This is a genomic window from Priestia sp. BR_2 (assembly GCF_041954005.1).
Lineage (GTDB): Bacteria > Bacillota > Bacilli > Paenibacillales > Paenibacillaceae > Paenibacillus_AQ > Paenibacillus_AQ lautus_A.
Genome location: NZ_JAVFHM010000294.1, coordinates 252165 through 270841, shown reverse-complemented (window position 1 = coordinate 270841; position 18677 = coordinate 252165). Strand labels below are relative to the sequence as shown.

The following is an 18677-nucleotide window of genomic DNA, read 5'->3' as shown; positions in this document are numbered from 1 at the left end:
CACCTCCTTACACCTTGATATCCATCATTTTGGTGATCCATAAGAAACAGCCTCCTAAAGCCGCAAGTGCAAGAGTAGAGATCATGATCCCCGATCCGCTGTACATGGGCTCCATATAATCGGGGGATGTCATATTCATGAACAGCAGCAGGAGGAACGGGGCGGCAAGAAGCGCCTTGGATTCGAACCGCTTCTGTGCAATCATCACGGATATCTCCTGCTGGATATCCAGCTTCTCCCCGATGACGGAGGAGGTTCTGCGCACGACTTCGACCAAATCGCCGCCTGTGCGTTTGCAAGTCGAGAAGACATCCGCAAAATTCGTTAGATCCTCCATCCCCGCCCTTCTTGCAAAATCCTGCAGTGCCACTTCGATAGGCTCGCCGTACTCCAAACGGGACACAATGACCTTGAGTTCAAAGATCAGATCGCTGCTGCCTCCGGGATCCAGCAGCAGCAAGTCCTGAACGGCATCCCTGAACCCGTTCTCCACGGAGCGGCCGGCCGACAGGGACGAGGACAAGGAATAGAGAGCTTGCTTGAAGTGAAGATTCAGCGTCCTCCGTCTGCGATCCAGCATAAACCGCCGCCATAATTTAGGGATCATCAGCCCTCCCGCTCCCAGCAGCAGCGACAATATCAGATTGTGATAAAACAGATAACCGATGAAGCAAAACAAAAGGCCGCCAAGGATCACACATGCCGTTCTGTGACTCATCGAGAGATGATAGACACTGTAATCCGGAAGGGCGTGGGTTCGGGCCGCGGCTGCATGCTCGGGTTTACCGGCGATTTTGCTCCTCTTGATCACTCGGCCGCCTTGGCCCTCTTTGGACATCCAGGCAGAACTGCCGGAGCGTTTCATTTATGTCACCTCCATCATCTTCTGCAGCGGCCAAGCCGTAATCCCGGCCATATGAAGCTTGTCCGCCGATTGAAGCGGATTGCCGCAAGGCTCCAGGCGCCCAATCACCCGGCCGCCCGTTTCACGGAACCGGTACAGCGGGTTCAGCACCACCTCGCCGTCGCTCATTCCAATCACTTCGCTAATCTCCGTTACGCGTCGCGATCGATCCCTTAACCGGGATAAATGCACAAATATATCAATCGCCGAGCTAATCTGCTGGCGGACCACGCTGATCGGAAGATCCGCACCGCTCAGTACCATCGTCTCCAAACGGCTGATCATGTCCTGCGTGCTGTTGGCGTGCCCCGTCGACAAACTTCCGTCATGCCCTGTATTCATGGCCTGCAGCATATCCAGCGCCTCGCTGCCCCGCACCTCGCCCACCACGATCCGATTGGGACGCATCCGCAGCGAGGAACGGATCAGATCGCGCATCGCGATCTCCCCCCGGCCTTCCGTGTTGGCATTCCGGGTCTCCAGCGACACGAGGTTCGGGACCGTCACGATTTTCAGCTCCGCCGAGTCCTCGATCGTAATGACACGTTCCTCAGGCGGAATATATTGCGACAGCGCATTCAGGAAAGTCGTCTTCCCCGACCCCGTCCCGCCGCCTATAAAAATGTTATACTTGCCCTTGACCAATATCCGAAGCTGCTCTGCCGCCTCCTCCGTCAGCGCTCCCCTTCCAACCAAATCATCCATCGTCATCGGCGATTCCGGAAACTTGCGGATCGTCATGGTCGGCCCTTTCAGCGCGATGGGCGGGAGCACGATATTCACCCGGGAGCCGTCCTTCAATCTCGCGTCAACGATGGGCGTCGATTCATTCACCACCCGGTTTACCGTACCCACAATGCTCTGAATGATATCCTCCAGCCGGCTCTGGGACTCGAATTGGAGCGGCAGCTTCTTGACCTCGCCGTCCTGCTCGATGAATATATCCTGGTGGCTGTTTATCATAATTTCCGTAATCCGGGGGTCGTCCACCAGAGGCTGAAGCACATCCAGCCCGCGAAAAGAATCGAATACCCTCCGCACCAGCCTCCGCTTCTCGGCTGCGGTCAGCTCCATGAGCTCTCGTCTTCTCCACACCATTTCCTCGATGCGGGCCATCAATTCCGAATTGTTAACGCTCGCACTCATATCAAGCTCGGACCGAACCTGATCCCGAACCGATTTAAACGGATCCTCCAGCATCACTTCCCACCGCCCGCATGAACCGGCATGATACCCGAGCCCTCCAGCAGCTGCTGGCAGAGCTTCAATACCTCCCTTTGATAGATCGGCGAGGACAACAGCAGATCTTCCCGATGGAGCTGCTTCCATGAAGGTATATAAGGCAGCACGCCGTCTACGCTCATATCCTTGCGGGGAAGCCCGTTAACAAGCTGACCCGTGTACCGGTTGACGATGAAGCGGCTCCGTTTCCTCACGCTTCCGAACTGGGCGGGGCTCTTAAGCTCCAATTGATCCAGCCATACGCCGCTCTTATGCATGCTGATCAAATCATCCAACAGCACCCAGATCAGCAGTCCGGCCTGTTCGAGAACCGCCTGCAATCGTTCCCCCGAGTCCCCCTCGGTATCCACCACAATGGCATCGTAATGATGGCATGATATCAGGGAGGTCAACAGCAGGGATGTATCGTCCACGGTCATTTCCGATATTTCCTTAACGTTGAAGCTGGGCTCAAAGGAATCGCACTTCAAGCCATGATGCCTGATGATATAGGGAGCTATCGACAGCTCCGTCTCGGAAGCCGATTCTTGGGAGGCCTTAACGTCATACAGTAATCGCGAAAAGCTCCCCTCCATGCCGACGGATCCGGACGGAAACAACGCACTGCTGTTCACGCTCTCCAAATTGAGATAGAAAACTCTCAAACCGAGCACGCCAAGCTGCTTCGCCATGTTCATGGCGATCGTTGATTTCCCGCTCCCGCCCAGGGAAGAGACGATGCCGAGCACCGGTGTTGATCCCGAATTCCATTTATCCAGCGTTCCCCCGCTTCGCCTGCAACGGGTTACCATGATGTCCAGCAGCTGAGGCAGCGGCTGGTATTTGGGGGTGCTGTCGCAGCCCTCCATAAGAGAAAGCGCCGAATGGCCTTCGCTTAGGAGCAGCCATGGAACCGATGCCTCCCTCTGGCTGAGCCAGTTCTCCAGCATATCCGCATCCCCCACGACCAAATTCGGCTTCTCCCCCGAGTCCATATAATGAAGGAATGATTCTAAGCGGGTGAATGCGGTCACCTGCAGAGCCGATCCGTAGGAGCTTCCATGCACATAATTCAGCAGCGGTTCGACATACCGGGAATCCTGCACTGCCAGCACTAGTCGGGCCGGTATCATCATGCCAATCCCTCTCTTCTGTAACAACGCAAAAAAAGCACCGTCAAAGCCGCGAAAATCGCGGACAATGAACGGTGCTTCCGTTGTCTGTTATAATTTGACATTAGAATATCACAGTTGCAGGATAACGGCAAGATTTTATTTTTTATGTAGAGATAGCCCTTAATCACTATTGTCAAAACAAGGATAAATGTCCTACTATATAGGCTTAGAACGAGTGTTCTCTATATAGAAACTTCTTATATAGAATTAACATATATAAACTCCTAAACCATCTAAACCAATACTTCCAAGCTTGGAGAGTGACACCCATGAACAAACGTATACTAGCCGCTTTTCTAACCGCCCTGCTGTTATTATCCGGCTGCAGCCAGCCGCTGATGTCCCCTGCGACGTCGAACGAAGAAACCGCAACGTCCCGTACATCCGAAGCCGAGACAGACGCCGGCACAACGAATGCCAAGCAGACGACCTATCCCACCGATGATCTGAACCTGCCGCGGGTTGCCGTGGAATTGGTCAAAGCCGTTGACGGCGACACCATCAGCGTCATGTTCGAGGGCAAAAAAGAGAATGTTCGCATGCTGCTGGTCGACACGCCCGAGACAAGCCATCCGAAACTGGGCGTCCAGCCGTTCGGGCCCGAGGCCAAGGCTTTTACGAAGGAGCTCGTGGAACAAGCCGATCGGCTTGAATTGGAGTTCGATATCGGTCCGAACCGGGATAAATATTCCAGGCTGCTCGCTTACGTGTATGCCGACGGGAAAATGGTCCAGGAATCGCTGCTTGAAGAAGGACTGGCCCGCGTCGCCTACATCTATCCGCCCAACACGCGCTATGTGGACAAATTCGATGATTTGCAGCGGATCAGCCGGGACAAGGGGCTCGGCATATGGAGCGTAGAGAACTACGCCCAGGAAGACGGATTCCATCCCGAGGAACAGGACGATACGAATAAGAGCAACAACCATGACACCACAGCAACCCAAGCGCCTACCGAGAAACCCCAATCGTCCAAGCAAGCCTGCGACATTAAAGGCAACATCAACTCCAAGGGCGAGAAAATCTATCATACTCCCGAATCCCCGTACTATGTGCGCACGAAGCAGGAGCAGTGGTTCTGCAGCGAGGAAGAAGCCGAGCAAGCCGGTTTCCGGGCCCCGCTGAAGTAGCTATAAACCTGTTTGCATATATGAAATGAACGCATTGTTCATCTTATATAAATTTTAGCCGTATTTGAAAAGGAGCCACGAGCCATGGGGAAAAAGAAAACGCCGGAAGCCAAACCCAATGAAAATCAATCAGCAAATCCAAGCTCTGCCGCATTGTACAAAACCGTCTGGAGATGGCATTTCTATGCCGGCATCATGTTCGCTCCTTTTCTGATCATCCTGGCTGTAACCGGCTCCGTTTACTTATTTAAGCCCCAGATTGAACAAGCGTTATATCGGGACTTCTACACGGTAACCCCACAATCCGAACGGGTAACGCCCAGCAAGCTGGTCGGACAAGTGAAGGGGCTCTACCCTGACGCTACCATCACGAAATACCGCCCCGGCGAGTCGGATTCCCGCTCCACGGAAATCAGTCTGACCTCGGGCAGCGAATCCATGACCGTCTTCATGAACCCCTATACGGGAGAAAAGATGGGCGAGTTGAAAGACAAAGACCGGATCATGGACAAAATCGAGGAGTTCCACGGCGAGCTGATGGTCGGGACGATCGGGGACCGGATCGTGGAGCTTGCCGCCTGCTGGGCGATCGTGCTCATCATCACCGGTTTGTTTTTATGGTTCCCGAAAATTAAAAACAAAAGCAAAAAGAAAAGAAGCCTCGCAGGGATCCTGTATCCGAGGCTCGGCAAGGGCAAGCAGATTCTTCGCCGGGACCTGCACGCCGTTCCCGCATTCTGGATCGCGGCTGGCATGCTGTTTCTCGTCATGACCGGATTACCCTGGTCAGGCCTGTGGGGCAGCAATTTCCAAACCATGGCAACCAATACCGGTGCCGGCTATCCTCCTTCCATCTGGTCGGGCAGTGCGCCGTCCTCCCATGTGGTACGGACGAAGGAAGTCGCAGAGGTCCCTTGGGCGGCCGAAAATCTGGAGGTTCCCAACTCCACCATCTCCGACTTTATGCCGCTTCCGATTGAAGATGTCATGTATGTGGCCCGAAGCGAGGGGATGCATCCGAGTTACACCATCAGCATCCCGCAGCAATCGGACGGCGTGTATACGTTGTCGGCCTATCCGCCGAAAGCGCAGGACGAAGCCACCCTGCATATCGACCAGTACAGCGGCGCGGTGTTGGCGGATTATCGCTATGATCATTACGGATTCGTCGGCAAAGCCGTTGCCCTGGGCATTACGCTGCATAAAGGAACCCAATTCGGCATCGTCAACCAGATTTTCAGTTTGCTGATATGCCTAGGCATCATTCTCATTGCGGTAAGCGGTTTGTACTTGTGGTGGAAACGAAAACCGGATCACGGACTGGGGGCTCCGAAAGCGCCCGAGACGGGCGCCAAGAGCATGGGGCTGTTCCTGCTGGTGCTTATCTCTTTGGGGATTCTGTTCCCGCTTGTGGGCTTGTCTCTCATCATCGTGTTGATCATCGATTCTGTCATCGTGCGGAAGATACCGGCGATCAAGGCTTTCCTGAACGCCTGATTCGCTTAGGACTTAATCAAAAATAAGGGGTGGCGGTTTCATGATCGTAAAAGGCCGTATTATTATAACCGTACTGCTATCGGTTCTGCTGCTGAGCGCTTGTTCGGCCAGTCCCGAGGCAGCCGACCGGTATGTAAAAGAAATTCCGCTGATGGCCGAGGTGAACATTCCGGATGTATTATCCGTCCAACAGCCGGAGACCATCGAGATTATCCTTACCCAAGACGGCAAAAGAGTGCCCGGTGCGGATTTTGTCCACTACGAGCTGTGGAGCCATGACGGTTCCCTGCGGGATCCCATGACGGATGCGGTCGAGGTGGGCGATGGCGTGTATACGGTGACCAAAACCTTCGTAAAAGAGGGGCTGTATTTCATCAAGCTGCACAGCGGCAACAACGGCTCCATCATCATTCCCCAGAAACCGTTCGCCGTCGGCAAACTGTCCGAGGCCGAGCTTGCCTACCTGGAGGCGGGAACTCCGACATTCCAAGAAGGCACGGCAGAGCATCATCATTAAAACAAGCGGAATCAGGATAAAAACCGGCGCCGAATGTCCGGCGTCGGCACCATGCACTCACTGGATTGCCCGAACCACCGGTAACGGTTCTTCGCCACCCAGCGGTACACTAGGTTCCGTAAGAAAGGGGGTATCAGGATCAGGGCATACGACAGCGGCCAAGGAAAACGAAGACGCCGCGCAATCCGAAGAGCTCCCGTCGATCTGGTGTAATATCTCCCCTGTTCAATCAGCACCATCGTCTCCGGCGAATCTCCATCGAGCCCTCCCTGCCTCAACAGCTCCTGACCGATCTCGGATTGCAGCGAAGCGAACCGGAAAGCACCCGCGGGATCTCGCTTGATAATGAATTGGGTCAGCCCCTGGCACATATGGCACACGCCATCAATCAGCACAATTGCATATTCCTCATGATTTTCGGTTGCACGATCCTTCATATTTTCTTCGCTCCCTTCACGCCATAAAAAAAGAAAAAACGCAGGAGCCCTCTCCTACGCTTGATCAAGTACGCTTATTGGTTTATTACTCAGCAGCTTTGTTCAGCCACTCGCCGTCTCTCATCTGCTGGTCGAATTCGTTCGAGAATTTCTCCATGCATTTGCATATGAAATCCTTACGACAAACCGGGCAAGGTACTTTCCCAAGTCGGCTAAGCGCAGTCAGTTTCCATTCCGGGAAGCGGTTATAGAATACGCGAATATCCGTTCCGTCAGCCGTGTGGATAATGAATTCGTAAAGCCCTTCCTTTTCATTGCTTCCAGCTGTGGTCACATTTGCAATCTGCGGTCTGTATGGCATGTTCATCACCCGTTTATTTTATTTAAATTCCTTATGACTGGTTTGTACTTTCTGGTACTTAGTCATATTAAAGAATTTTAGGGGTGATGTCAACCGAAGAACACATCCAGAATCGAGCCCAGCTGCCCCCTCTTTTTACCTTCCAATATATCCGGGTTGAAGACTTCCACATATCCGCAGTTCGTGCAGGAAACAAATAGGAAATGATTGTGCTGAATATCAAACATTTTGCTCAAGCCTGCCCCCGACATCGAGACCTCTTTCGTCTGGCAGTGGTTCCCTCCGCATTTGCTGCATACAAACCGTTCCTCTATCATTTGTTCTATTCGCATTCCAAGCGCCCCTTTCAATGCATAGCTTTAACTGAAGTACGGCGTATCATGTAAAAAGTTTCATATTGAGCGACTTTAGCCGACAAAAAAGGATGACCCCCATTTTAGAGAGCCATCCGAATCCTCCATCGTCAGCTTACGCTTAACTCCACGTCGATGTTGCCCCGGGTTGCTTTGGAATACGGGCAAAACGCGTGCGCTTTCTTCGCGAGATCCTCCGCCTGGCTTCGTTCGATGCCCGGCATTTCGATCTTCAGCTTCACCGCCAGCTTAAAGCCGTCAGCGCCTTCGTCTTTTCCGATCGACACCTGGGAGTGGATCACGACATCCTTCAGCTCGACGCCCTCCTTGCGGGCGATGTTGGCCAGGGCGCTTTCATAGCAAGCGCCATAACCGGCCGCGAACAGCTGCTCCGGATTGGTTCCGGCTCCGCCCGGACCTCCGAGCTCTTTCGGCATGCTTAATTTGTGATTGAGAACGCCATCGGTAGATTCAACGGAGCCTTCCCGCCCTCCGACGACTTTAACATCTGCTGTGTATAATGGTTTCATGCTCGTTCATCTCCTTCATGCCCTATTATGGTCTCTACATGTACTCTTTAAACTTTCAGGGCAATTTGAAACGATAAATAAGGCATTTCACCATAGATGAGCATTATCCCGGCACGCGAAGAACATAACAAAAAAAGCCGCTTATCAAAGGGAATTCCACTTGATAAACAGCTTCTTTATGAAGTATGCGGTAGAGAGGACTCGAACCTCCACGGGTATACACCCACTACCCCCTCAAGATAGCGTGTCTGCCATTCCACCACTACCGCATGTATAAGGGATGTTCTGCAGCGAACATTCCCTATTATACTGCCCTCTTGCTCAAAAGTAAAGCGCCAAAATCTGGGCCTTAGGATCAGGCTTTTGCATCAGTTAGCTCTTGTCGCTGCGCTTGTCCTTCCGATAGGCCGAAAACTCGATGTATTCGCGGATAAATTCCTTCTCATGCTCTGCCAGACCGGACATTAAGGCAGGATCCAAAGATTCCGGATCTACTTCATATTCCCCGCGGGCTTCCTTGACACGGTTGGTCGGACTGCCTCTTCCTATAATCAGCCAATCCAGGCTGACGGAAAAAAATGCTGCAATCTCAATCAATTTATTCGTGCTCGGCGTTGTTTTTCCCCTCTTCCAGTCACCAAAATTTCCTGTGCTGATCCCGAGGGTTTCACAAAACGCCTTCTTGGTCATACCCCGGCTTTCTATGAGATGTTCGATTCGTTGGTAAATAGACTGCATCAAACAACCGCCTTCCTATTTCTCTTTAAAAGAAAAATATCTTATGTACGTATTTTTGTCTTGCATAATGACTTAATTACGTGTATAATCTAGATATATTGCCTAAATTATACCATAGTACTCATGGATCGTCGTATCTTTTACTCATGAGTCTATTCCGTACGAGGAGCGAGTAAATTGCCCTACGATACCATGACCACATCCTGGAATAATGCGGTGCACTCCTTGAATAAGGGGCTGATGGTCATTACCCCGGATGGCATCATAGACAAAATCAACGATCCGCTCATTGCCATGGCCGAAAAATACGGTGTCCCTCCTGACTTTAGGTGGCATGGAGCATCTTTTTTCGATATGACTTTCAGGCACTTTGGTTCTGTATTCGATCCATTTTCCCATGAGATGGATTTGCCCTCCGTAAAGGAAGTGATGCTGGGCAAGCTGCCTGATTATTCTTTTGAATATGCCGTGGAATGGAATGACCGGCAGAACTGGGTTCTGTGCGAGGTGCTGCCGCTGATGATGAACAAGGACGGCCGTGTTCACGGAGCCATGATATCGTTCACGGATATTACGAAGTTCAAGCACAAGGAACTGCTGCTGGAACAAGCGCTGGCTCACAGCTTCCCTCTTCCAGGACATATTCCTATCTGTGCCGTATGCAAATATGTTCGACAAGCGGATGAATGGGAGCCTGTGGAGAGCTATTTGGAGAGCCGCCTCCCCATTGAGTTTACCCATGATATTTGTCCGGATTGCATTCGCAGATTATACCCGAAATATTCCTCCATTCTCGATGATCCGGAATTGCCCGATTAACAACCCCTCTGCATACAACACAGAATAAGCAGCTTCGATATCCCGATGATCACTGGATTCGAAGCTGCTTATTTATGCTTGAGGCATTCTTTGGTGGATTACGCGTTCACAAAACGAAGCAGGGGGCTTATGAGGGTCGGCAGTACCGAAACATGCCCTTCACCCTCAATTTCGTCGAACGTCGTCTCCAGCACCTCTTCATGCCCTCTGAGAAAGGCATAGAGTTCCCTGGCATCCTTCACCATGGACGGCTTCTCCTCGGCCCCCACGTACAGGCGGAGCGACTTGCGCTCCCCGCTCTGTCGTAAGCGGTTCTTCCCCTCTTCCCATCGCTGGTACAGCGCGTAGTTCTTCCACCACACCGAGGGACATGCCGCAATATACCGCGAAAAGGCATCCGGTCTGGTGAATAAGGTATACAAGGTGAAAAATCCACCGAGCGAGTGTCCGAACAGCGCCTGCTTCGATCGGTTCACGGCATACCGCCGCTCCACGGCCGGCTTCAGCTGCTGCTCGATGAAGGTAAGGAACGCCTCCACGCCGCCCGTCTCCGGCCAATCCATGCCGTTTGGCCGGACTGGCAGTTCAGCGGGATCGGCATATTCCGTAAAGTTATAGAAGCGTTCGCTGCTTACGATAGGGCTGTCGCTGTCAAAGCCGATGCCGACAATGAGCGCAGAGGGAATGCCCCGAGGCGTACGGGATTGCAGGCGGATGGCTTCGGCCAGCGTGCCGAAGGTGGCATTGGCATCCAGCGAATATAACACGGGATAACCTCCCTCAGGAGGCGGTCCCATCGGCTCGGCGATGAAAATGCGGTATTCGCGGCCCGTCACGTCGGACTGCATGGACCAGGTCAGCGTTCCCGGTACGGAAAACAAAGTGGCCTTTACTTGGTTATCTTGGTTATCTTGGTTATTATGCATTTCTTGCTTTTCCTGATAATCCGGATCCTCATGTTGAGCCCGCCCCTTCGCCGATGCTTGCTCCTCTGCTTCCCCGACGAACAGCCACCGCAGCGCATCCGGAAATCTTCTGGACATAAAGATAGGATCATGGGTTCCGTCAGGATCTACCGCCAGCTGCAGCCGCTCAGGGCTCACCCCTTGCTCAAGCCAGAACCGATGGGCCTCCACGTTGTTCACAAACATGTTTTTCTGCGCATTTTGCTTATACGCCCCTTCAAGCTGCCCTACGGACATATACACCCGCTGCTCAGCCGGCCATTTTCCCTGCTGGCGGATGTAGTCCATCACCCCCTCGTACCATAACGAAGCCGACAGCATGCCGATTCGTCCGAAGGTATCGGGACGCCAATATCCCGCGAACATCGAGATCAAACCGCCAAAGGAGCCTCCCATGATGGCCGTATGCTCAGGCGCTGGAAGCGTTCGGTACCGATGGTCCATGTATGCTTTGATGACATCCGCTACCTCATCGACATAAGCTCTCCCCTCCCCGCCGAAAGGAGGGTTGCTCTCCAGCAAAGGCTCAGCCGGCCAAGGCGTATACTCACGATTCCGGTTCGTTGTCGAGATTCCGACCAGGATGACCTCTTCCAGCCGGCCTGCCGCAAACAAATGATTCAAATAGTTCAGGCAGTCCGTGAACATATCTCCTTCATCTTGAACATAGGCAACAGGATAGGAACGGTCAGACTCCAGATAGGAAGGAGGCAGATACAGTGTAAGCTCTCTGCCTTCAACTGCCAGCTGCTTGTAACGATTCATGTGATCCTCCCGAAAGCTGCTTTTATTTTCTCATGCGAATTAATAAATAGATAAAATACGGAACCCCGATCACGGATACCACAATGCCTGCAGCCAGCTCGGCCGGAGCGAATATCGTTCTGCCGATGAAGTCGCCTATGACAACAATCGCCATGCCCGCTATGCCGCTGATCGGGATGATATGCCTGTGCCGCAGTCCGACAAGCTGCCTGGCCATATGCGGAGCAATCAGGCCGACAAACCCGATGCTGCCGGATACGGCTACGCTGGCGCTTACCAGACCGATGCTGCAGAGAAGCAATCTATTTTTCTCGCGCTCGACGGATACCCCGACGCTCTTCACGCTTTCCTCGCTCAGCTGGAACAAGTCGAGCACTTGAGAGCGAAGCCAGATGACAGGCGGCAAAATAACGAGCCACGGCAGCATGGTCACCACAAACTTCCAGTTGGCGCTATGAAGGCTGCCGGCGAGCCAGGCAACCGCCATCTCATAATCTTTCGGGTTCATTTTTAGCGAAACATACATGGTAACGGCTCCAAAGCCGGATGCGATCGCAATGCCCACAAGTATGAGCCGCTGGGGATCCAGCTTTCCGTTTTCTCTCGCAAACATGTATATGGCCGTGGTCGCTGCCAAACCGCCCGCGATGCCGAACATGGGCATCATCATCACCCCGAGCCAGCCGGTCATCGTGATCTGCCCCTGCAGCAGGAACATAAACAGTACGACCGCCATGCCGGCGCCTGCATTGATGCCGAGGATGCCCGGATCCGCAAGCCCGTTGCGGGTAACCCCTTGGATGACGGCACCGGCCATACCGAGCGCAAACCCGACAAGGGCGCCAAGCACGATTCGGGGGAGCCTGAATTCAAACACGACAAGATCAAAGTCCGCATTGGGCTTCATCCGAAAGAGCGTCTGGAATACTTCCTTGATGGACATGTCAAACGTTCCGTTGGTCAGACTGAAATAAACGGCTGCCAATACGACCGCTATCCCGCCTGCCAGCACCATCGGGAACCGATAAGATGTGTTACGCACGCTGAGCCCCTCCCCTCGTCTTGATCAGATAGAGGAAGAACGGCACGCCGATCAGCGAAGTGATGACACCGACCGGCGTCTCGAAAGGGCTGTTCACGAACCGGGCGAGAATGTCGCACAGCGCCAGGAACATGCCGCCAAGCACGCCCGACACCGGTACGATCCATCGGTAATCGGAGCCCGATAAGTACCGGGCAATATGAGGGACAATCAAGCCTACAAAGGCAACCTTCCCTGCCAGCGCCACCGATACGCCCGTCAAGATCACGACCGCCAGCATCGCAAGGCCTTTCACCAGCCATGTTTTGACGCCAAGCCCCTTGGCCGTCTCGTCCCCGAGGGAGAGCAGCGTGATCGATTTGGACAAAACCACGGCGAGGCACAAACCGACGATCGCAAACGGAATGCTCAGCTTGATCAGCTCGGGATCCATGGCATGCAGCCGGGCATTGTACCAAAAACTGATGCTTTGGGAAATCTGAAAATAAGCTGCTAAAGCTTCGGCCGTTCCGCTAAGAAACGTCCCGATCACGGTTCCGAGTATAGCCAGCCGAACCGGACTGAGCCCCCCTGGAATTAGCCATGCTAATCCGAACACGACGGCTGCACCGATCGCGGAACCAACCAATGAACTGACAATGTACATATTGGAGCTGGCATTCGGAATGAATACCATGAACAAGGTCACCGCGAACACCGAACCGTCCGATACCCCCATAATGGAGGGGGAGGCTAGATAGTTTCTTGTCATCCCCTGCATAAGAGCGCCCGAAACCGCCAGAAAAGCACCGATCAGCATAGCCCCGACGACTCGGGGCAGCCGGGAACTCATAATGATCTGATGGTCGATGCTCTCCGGGTCAAAAGCGAAGATGGAGTCCCAGACGGTATCCATCGAAATATTCTTGGCTCCATACAGGATGGAGGCCGCTATGAGCAATAAGCAGACTGCCGGGGCCATCACAAGGATGACAGCCGGCAGCGATTTTTTGAACCCCATGAACAACACGCCTTATACGTTTATACTGGAATCAATGATATTATTTCGTAAGATTTTCGACGGCAGCTTTCAGAAACTCGATTTTACTGTACGCGGTACCGCCTTGAGCAAGCGGGTCAACCACGTTGACAAAAGCCGTTCCGTTCTTGAACGCGTTCAGGTTTTTCATGATAGGATCATTCTGCAGCTCTTCCAGTGCGTTCGGCGTATCCTTGTTCTCGTCCGGAGAGAACTGGACAAACACGTAATCCGGATTCATCTCAGCCATTTTCTCTTTGGAGACCAGCTCCTGCGCTTGCGCGGCTTCTACCTCAGCCGGTACGGCGATTCCCAGATCCTCGTACAATACCGGATTAAAGAATACCCCAGCCGGGTAAATGTACATCTCCCCCGCACGAACCCTTAGCGCCAAAACCTTCTTGTCCTTCAGGCTGTCTCCGATGGTTGCCTTTGCGGCTTCCAGATCCTCTTTATATTTAGCGATCTCTTGCTCAGCCTGTTCCTGCTTGCCGCTCAACTCGCCCAGCAATCTCAAATTGCTCTCCCAGTTGGTGGATACATGGGAATAAGGTATCGTCGGGGCAATTTTATTCAATTGTTCCACGACCTCCGGCTTGAACTTGGAAGATCCCAAAATCACGTCCGGTTTAAGCGAGAGGATCGTTTCGAAATTCGGCTCCGTTTTCTCGCCTACCGACTGGGCATCCTTCGTAATCGACTCAAACAATGGAGGGAAAGAGCCCGAGAAACTGATCGCTCCGACCGGATTCACTTCCAGCACAATAGAGTCCTCCATGGCTTCGACGGCACCCGTGATAACGATCCGCTCCGTTTTGGCAGGAAGCGTGTATTCCTGATCAAGATATTTCACAACTTTGGTTTCGCCCGCAGCGGGTGTTTCTTCGTTCGAAGCTTTATTCTCCTCAGCGGTGTTCGTGCTTCCTGCATTACTCGTGCTTGCTCCGTCTGTATCTTTAGCCTCGTTACCTCCGCCACAAGCAGATAGTACCAAAGCAAATACCAGCAATAACCCCAAGACCATTTTCATCCGTTTCATCTCTCTCCAGTTACCCCTTCCATGATCCATGATCATTTAATAATTGATAATGATTATCATTATTGATCATACTATCGGATTTGTTCTTTTTGCACCATGGACAAATAACCGGATTCCTCATGGACATTTTCCGGAAAACAACCGGATGGCCTCCTCCGCCATCTGCTCCATTGCAATGGGCGAATACTCACGCCAAGGATAAGAGGATATTTGATGGAACGTTCCCTCTCTCACCGCGGAGATGGCCATCCACTCCGGCGTCGCCTGCAGTCTCCTCCAATAGGCAAGCGTTTCGGAATCTTGACGGATCAGAAGAAGCAGATGGTTTGCACGGCTCTCCCTGATCTGCTCCATCGTTAAACACCCCTCATTCTGCTGATCCATAGGCAGGGCCGGCTGAAAACCGAAATCATCGAATAGTATTTCCTTCATGCCCGGATGGCTGTATGCCCGAAGTTCATCCTGATGCAGGCGCGCGGTCAAAAGCGTGCGGGCTTCCCTATTGCTAGAGGGGAGCTTCTCCCGGTAAGCCGATATTTTGTGATGAAACGCTTCAATCCACTGCTCTGCTTCAGGCAGCTTGTCCAGCATTTTGGCGAGACTAAGCAAGTTGAACCGCCATCCTTCCTGCTCTCCCGGCATTTCATAGAGAGGGGCGATCTGCCGAAGCTGCTCCTTCTCCCACTCCTCGACCCCCTGCGCGCACACGATGAGCTCCGGACGTGCCGTGGCCAGCTTTTCCAGATTCGCATATTTGTTATGGTTCTGGCGGTATGCATCCAGATGGACCGGAATATCGGGGCCGAGATGGTTATAGTAATGCTGTGACCACTTCGGATGAAGCGGAGCCGCATACGGCGTGAAATCCAGCGGCATGGCGTAACCCAATAGGCTCGTTGAGCCGTACATCGCCAGTTTGTTTTTCCTTGTCTTCATATAGGCGGAGGGCGAGATCCCGAAAGCTTTCTTAAATTTGCGGCTGAAATAAAATTCATCCTTATACCCCACCATATGGGCAACCTCACGCAGCAAGGAATCCGAACCCAGCATCAATTGTTTGGCCTTGTTCAAACGGACGCTCGCCAAATAATCCATCGCGCTGTGCCCATAGGTCTTCTTATATACCTCTACAAAATACTTGGGGCTCAGCTCGGAGAGATTCGCCAGCTGCTCGATCGTTAAATCTTCATCGTAATGCTCTTCGATATACTCCTTCACCCGCTCCAGCGCTTGCCGTTTATCATTCTTGGCATATGGGCTGCATTCGGCCATCATCGTGTACAGCAGCTCCTGAAAATCCAGCTGAGCCCTCCACTGCTTCACGGGCTCCATGCTGTGAAAATCCTTATACATCGCCCGGCAGACGAGATTCAAGCGGTCCGGGGAGCTGATGACAAAGATGCCGTCATAGGGCATGAATGCGGCGCCGTCCACTTCATGCAACCGACCGCAGCCCGACATCCCTTCATAGAAGCCAAAATGAAGAATCGCCACCGCTGTCTGTTCCTGTTCCTCGGAACTCCAGTACTCGCCGCTCGTAATACCAAAAGTAGATCCAGCCGCGCAAAAATAAACGCACCCCTTATTCATGCGTGTCACTTGCTCTGCCTGCTGCAAACAGGTCTCTCCGCTAAGCGGGACGATCAAGGCCGGCTGCACGGCCAACTGTTGTTCCAAGGACATCCCTTGCCCATGAACAATATCCATATTCCATAAACGGGCCATGAACCCGCTGTATTCTCTTGGCTCTCCCTTGCTGGTATTCATCGATAGGTTTAACATCATTGCAGACCCCAACCTTAAATGAGAATGGTTATCATTATCATATAATTATCATACACCGTATCAAATGTCCAGTACGTTCTTCGTCTTTTCCATAATGCGCCATGATAGTCAGGCTAAAAAAGAAAGCAGCCATGTCTCCCTAAAAGGAGTCATGGCTGCTGCTATTTACAAGTGTGTCTGAAGGCGGATCTTTTGAATGAAAGAGTTTCAACCCCCTCCAACGGGAGTCTCTTCTTACATCCGCTGAATTTTCATTAATTTCCCCGTTGGCGCTGCCGGGCTCTAGCCTCGCCGCCTTTGCGGCCCGCTTCTTCACGGCTCATCTTGCCATCCCCGTTGCTGCCGCTGCCGTTTCTGGCTTCGCCGCCCTGCTGTCCAATTTCTTGGTAGAACTCGCGACCATGGGAATCCGAGGTAGCCTCGCCGCCTTTGCGGCCGATTTCCTCATAGAACTCCCTGCCATGGGAGTCGGAAGTCGCTTCGCCGCCCTTCTGGCCAATCTCTTGATAAAACTCCTTATCATGGGAGTTTGACGTGGAGTCTCCGCCTTTTTTGCCGATTTCCTGATAAAATTCTTTGTCATGGGAGCGGGACGTCGCTTCGCCGCCCTTCCGTCCGATCTCTTGGTAAAACTCTTTATCATGGTTGTTCGCTGTTGCTTCTCCACCTAAACGTCCTGCTTCTTCACGGCTCATCTTTCCATTATTGTTATTAGCCATTCTGAATCACTCCTTATAGGTTTTTGGAAGTTGTTGCTCGTCCACGATATGATATTAACCTCTTGACCAGAGATGAAACACCGGTTTTGCATAAACGCGCTATGAAAAATATCTAAAATCTGGATAATCTCTATGAAAATCCTGATATATAAATAAAAAAAAGCTCCACGCTAAGCGTGAAGCTTCTTATTCAACATGGTATGCGGTAGAGAGGACTCGAACCTCCACGGGTATACACCCACTACCCCCTCAAGATAGCGTGTCTGCCATTCCACCACTACCGCATAATATAAGGGATACATCTTTTCGTGCTAAGTAAAAATGGTGAGCCATGAAGGACTCGAACCTTCGACACCCTGATTAAAAGTCAGGTGCTCTACCAACTGAGCTAATGGCTCTCGATGACAATCGTGCGGCTGCCATATAGAAAGTGGTGACCCGTAGGGGATACTCTCACTTCGTTCGAGACTGCGAAGCTTATCCTAACGATGGTTATGCTTCGACGAACCGACGGGGTTCTCATCCCGAAGTTATATAGAAAGTGGTGACCCGTAGGGGATTCGAACCCCTGTTACCTCCGTGAAAGGGAGGTGTCTTAACCCCTTGACCAACGGGCCACTTTAACCACGTCGCCGTGACGACAAGATTGAGTATAGCACAATTTCAAAAATGCTGGCAAGCTTTTTTTTTCGCAAATTTTTAAATTTATTTACGGAGCTTATTCGGCCAATAAATCAGCCTAAAAAATCCGGTGTCAACTTCCCTTCTTGAACGCTATTTCCTTCACGCTTCACATGGTATGCATGTGCATTTTCCCTTGAGCTTACGATTCGATGCAACCGTCCGTCCATGAAATGCAATGCAACCCCATCATCAGCAGCATATCCTGCTTTTGCTTCACCTTGAAGCACGAGTTTGTGATAGGCGGGCCTTCTTTTGCTCTCACCATCATAGTGCGGGCAATGACTGCCTTGTAATATACCCAGACCCTCAAGTTCGTACAAAGGCCCGTTCAACGGGTCCGTCACCCCTTGCTCAAACCAGCAAATGGAGCCAGCGCTTAACCCGGTTAAAATGACACCCTGTTCATACGCCTCTTTGAGTATCTGATCCAGGCCCCATTCCTTCCACAAGACCAGCATATTCCGGGTATTGCCCCCGCCAACATTTGTGCCAAAACATAGCGATCAAGCAGCAAATTATCAGGTTCCATCGAGAAACCGCCGACACCCATTGCAATAATCTGTTTCATCGGGCTTTATTCCCCCATTCATGGGATACTCTCCCTTCGGTCGAGACTGCGAAGTATCCCTAACGCTGATTATGCTCCGACGAACCCTATCAGGGTTCTCATCCCTATGCAAAAAAAAGCTCCCGATCACTTGGTGATGGGAGCTTTCTTCGATGTCATGCTAAAGCGAAAGAAAGAGGGATACTCTCCCTTCGGTCGAGACTGCGAAGTATCCTTAACGCTGATTATGCTCCGACGAACCCTATCAGGGTTCTCATCACTATGCAAAAAAAAAGCTCCCGATCACTTGGTGATGGGAGCTTTCTTCGATGTAATGCTCAACGGAGAGAGAGGGATTCGAACCCTCGCACCGCTTACGCAGTCTAACCCCTTAGCAGAGGGTCCCCTTATAGCCACTTGGGTATCTCTCC

Annotated in this window: 18 protein-coding genes, 5 tRNA genes and 1 pseudogene; 4 read left to right on the top strand and 20 right to left on the bottom strand. The window is 52.1% G+C overall.

What is annotated here, in order from left to right:
• Nucleotides 1-7: 7 nt before the first annotated feature.
• The 3 genes from RB298_RS25045 to RB298_RS25035 are packed head-to-tail and all read right to left on the bottom strand — an operon-like array spanning nucleotide 8 to nucleotide 3261.
• Nucleotides 8-865, bottom strand: a complete 858-nt coding sequence (locus RB298_RS25045; RefSeq protein WP_096776497.1) for a type II secretion system F family protein — start codon at nucleotides 863-865, stop codon at nucleotides 8-10.
• Nucleotides 866-2104, bottom strand: coding sequence for a TadA family conjugal transfer-associated ATPase (locus RB298_RS25040; RefSeq protein WP_486049064.1), 1239 nt, complete (start codon nucleotides 2102-2104; stop codon nucleotides 866-868).
• Nucleotides 2104-3261, bottom strand: a complete 1158-nt coding sequence (locus RB298_RS25035) for a P-loop NTPase family protein (RefSeq protein WP_486049062.1) — start codon at nucleotides 3259-3261, stop codon at nucleotides 2104-2106. The genes RB298_RS25040 and RB298_RS25035 overlap by 1 nt, the downstream gene beginning before the upstream one ends.
• 308 nt (nucleotides 3262-3569) lie before the next feature.
• On the opposite strand from RB298_RS25035, the gene RB298_RS25030 reads away from it, so the two are divergent.
• From RB298_RS25030 to RB298_RS25020, 3 genes are all read left to right on the top strand, one after another.
• Nucleotides 3570-4430, top strand: coding sequence for a thermonuclease family protein (locus tag RB298_RS25030; RefSeq protein WP_486049061.1), 861 nt, complete (start codon nucleotides 3570-3572; stop codon nucleotides 4428-4430).
• Between the two features lie 84 nt (nucleotides 4431-4514).
• On the top strand, nucleotides 4515-5927 hold the full coding sequence (locus RB298_RS25025; RefSeq protein WP_486049059.1) for a PepSY-associated TM helix domain-containing protein: 1413 nt from the start codon (nucleotides 4515-4517) through the stop codon (nucleotides 5925-5927).
• Nucleotides 5928-5967: 40 nt separating this feature from the next.
• Nucleotides 5968-6444: a FixH family protein gene (locus tag RB298_RS25020; protein ID WP_096776502.1), complete on the top strand. Its 477-nt coding sequence runs from the start codon at nucleotides 5968-5970 to the stop codon at nucleotides 6442-6444.
• A gap of 11 nt (nucleotides 6445-6455) precedes the next feature.
• Here the strand turns inward: RB298_RS25020 and RB298_RS25015 are convergent, their stop codons facing one another.
• The 6 genes from RB298_RS25015 to RB298_RS24990 all read right to left on the bottom strand — a co-directional run bounded on the left by RB298_RS25015 (nucleotide 6456) and on the right by RB298_RS24990 (nucleotide 8863).
• Nucleotides 6456-6881 (bottom strand): thiol-disulfide oxidoreductase DCC family protein, encoded by a 426-nt coding sequence (locus tag RB298_RS25015; RefSeq protein ID WP_486049057.1) that lies wholly within the window; start codon nucleotides 6879-6881, stop codon nucleotides 6456-6458.
• An 85-nt stretch (nucleotides 6882-6966) separates the two neighbouring features.
• A complete protein-coding gene (locus RB298_RS25010; RefSeq protein ID WP_009594434.1) occupies nucleotides 6967-7242 on the bottom strand; it encodes a hypothetical protein in 276 nt (91 codons plus the stop codon).
• Nucleotides 7243-7331: 89 nt separating this feature from the next.
• Nucleotides 7332-7574: a zinc ribbon domain-containing protein gene (locus RB298_RS25005; protein ID WP_006212369.1), complete on the bottom strand. Its 243-nt coding sequence runs from the start codon at nucleotides 7572-7574 to the stop codon at nucleotides 7332-7334.
• 131 nt (nucleotides 7575-7705) lie between these two features.
• Nucleotides 7706-8125 (bottom strand): organic hydroperoxide resistance protein, encoded by a 420-nt coding sequence (locus RB298_RS25000; protein ID WP_015737236.1) that lies wholly within the window; start codon nucleotides 8123-8125, stop codon nucleotides 7706-7708.
• Between the two features lie 186 nt (nucleotides 8126-8311).
• Nucleotides 8312-8394, bottom strand: a tRNA-Leu gene (locus RB298_RS24995).
• Between the two features lie 103 nt (nucleotides 8395-8497).
• Nucleotides 8498-8863: a helix-turn-helix domain-containing protein gene (locus RB298_RS24990; protein WP_192570696.1), complete on the bottom strand. Its 366-nt coding sequence runs from the start codon at nucleotides 8861-8863 to the stop codon at nucleotides 8498-8500.
• A gap of 177 nt (nucleotides 8864-9040) precedes the next feature.
• On the opposite strand from RB298_RS24990, the gene RB298_RS24985 reads away from it, so the two are divergent.
• Nucleotides 9041-9682 carry a PAS domain-containing protein gene (locus RB298_RS24985; RefSeq protein WP_096776505.1) on the top strand — a complete coding sequence of 214 codons (642 nt, stop codon included), beginning with the start codon at nucleotides 9041-9043 and terminating at the stop codon, nucleotides 9680-9682.
• A gap of 98 nt (nucleotides 9683-9780) precedes the next feature.
• Here the strand turns inward: RB298_RS24985 and RB298_RS24980 are convergent, their stop codons facing one another.
• The 11 genes and pseudogenes from RB298_RS24980 to RB298_RS24930 all read right to left on the bottom strand — a co-directional run bounded on the left by RB298_RS24980 (nucleotide 9781) and on the right by RB298_RS24930 (nucleotide 18677).
• The gene (locus RB298_RS24980; protein WP_486049053.1) at nucleotides 9781-11412 is read right to left on the bottom strand and encodes an alpha/beta hydrolase; all 1632 of its coding nucleotides are present in this window, start codon (nucleotides 11410-11412) and stop codon (nucleotides 9781-9783) included.
• Between the two features lie 22 nt (nucleotides 11413-11434).
• Nucleotides 11435-12427 carry a FecCD family ABC transporter permease gene (locus RB298_RS24975; protein ID WP_251498928.1) on the bottom strand — a complete coding sequence of 331 codons (993 nt, stop codon included), beginning with the start codon at nucleotides 12425-12427 and terminating at the stop codon, nucleotides 11435-11437.
• Nucleotides 12428-12446: 19 nt separating this feature from the next.
• The gene (locus RB298_RS24970; protein ID WP_009594414.1) at nucleotides 12447-13454 is read right to left on the bottom strand and encodes a FecCD family ABC transporter permease; all 1008 of its coding nucleotides are present in this window, start codon (nucleotides 13452-13454) and stop codon (nucleotides 12447-12449) included.
• Between the two features lie 40 nt (nucleotides 13455-13494).
• On the bottom strand, nucleotides 13495-14511 hold the full coding sequence (locus RB298_RS24965) for an ABC transporter substrate-binding protein (RefSeq protein WP_251498410.1): 1017 nt from the start codon (nucleotides 14509-14511) through the stop codon (nucleotides 13495-13497).
• A 117-nt stretch (nucleotides 14512-14628) separates the two neighbouring features.
• Nucleotides 14629-16296 (bottom strand): AraC family transcriptional regulator, encoded by a 1668-nt coding sequence (locus RB298_RS24960; protein WP_486049050.1) that lies wholly within the window; start codon nucleotides 16294-16296, stop codon nucleotides 14629-14631.
• 254 nt (nucleotides 16297-16550) lie between these two features.
• Nucleotides 16551-17015, bottom strand: a complete 465-nt coding sequence (locus RB298_RS24955; protein ID WP_015737244.1) for a KGG domain-containing protein — start codon at nucleotides 17013-17015, stop codon at nucleotides 16551-16553.
• A 201-nt stretch (nucleotides 17016-17216) separates the two neighbouring features.
• Nucleotides 17217-17299 (bottom strand) — tRNA-Leu (locus tag RB298_RS24950).
• Between the two features lie 38 nt (nucleotides 17300-17337).
• Nucleotides 17338-17413, bottom strand: a tRNA-Lys gene (locus RB298_RS24945).
• A 144-nt stretch (nucleotides 17414-17557) separates the two neighbouring features.
• Nucleotides 17558-17632, bottom strand: a tRNA-Glu gene (locus RB298_RS24940).
• Between the two features lie 117 nt (nucleotides 17633-17749).
• Nucleotides 17750-18267: pseudogene (locus tag RB298_RS24935) on the bottom strand (Type 1 glutamine amidotransferase-like domain-containing protein).
• A gap of 321 nt (nucleotides 18268-18588) precedes the next feature.
• Nucleotides 18589-18677 (bottom strand) — tRNA-Ser (locus RB298_RS24930).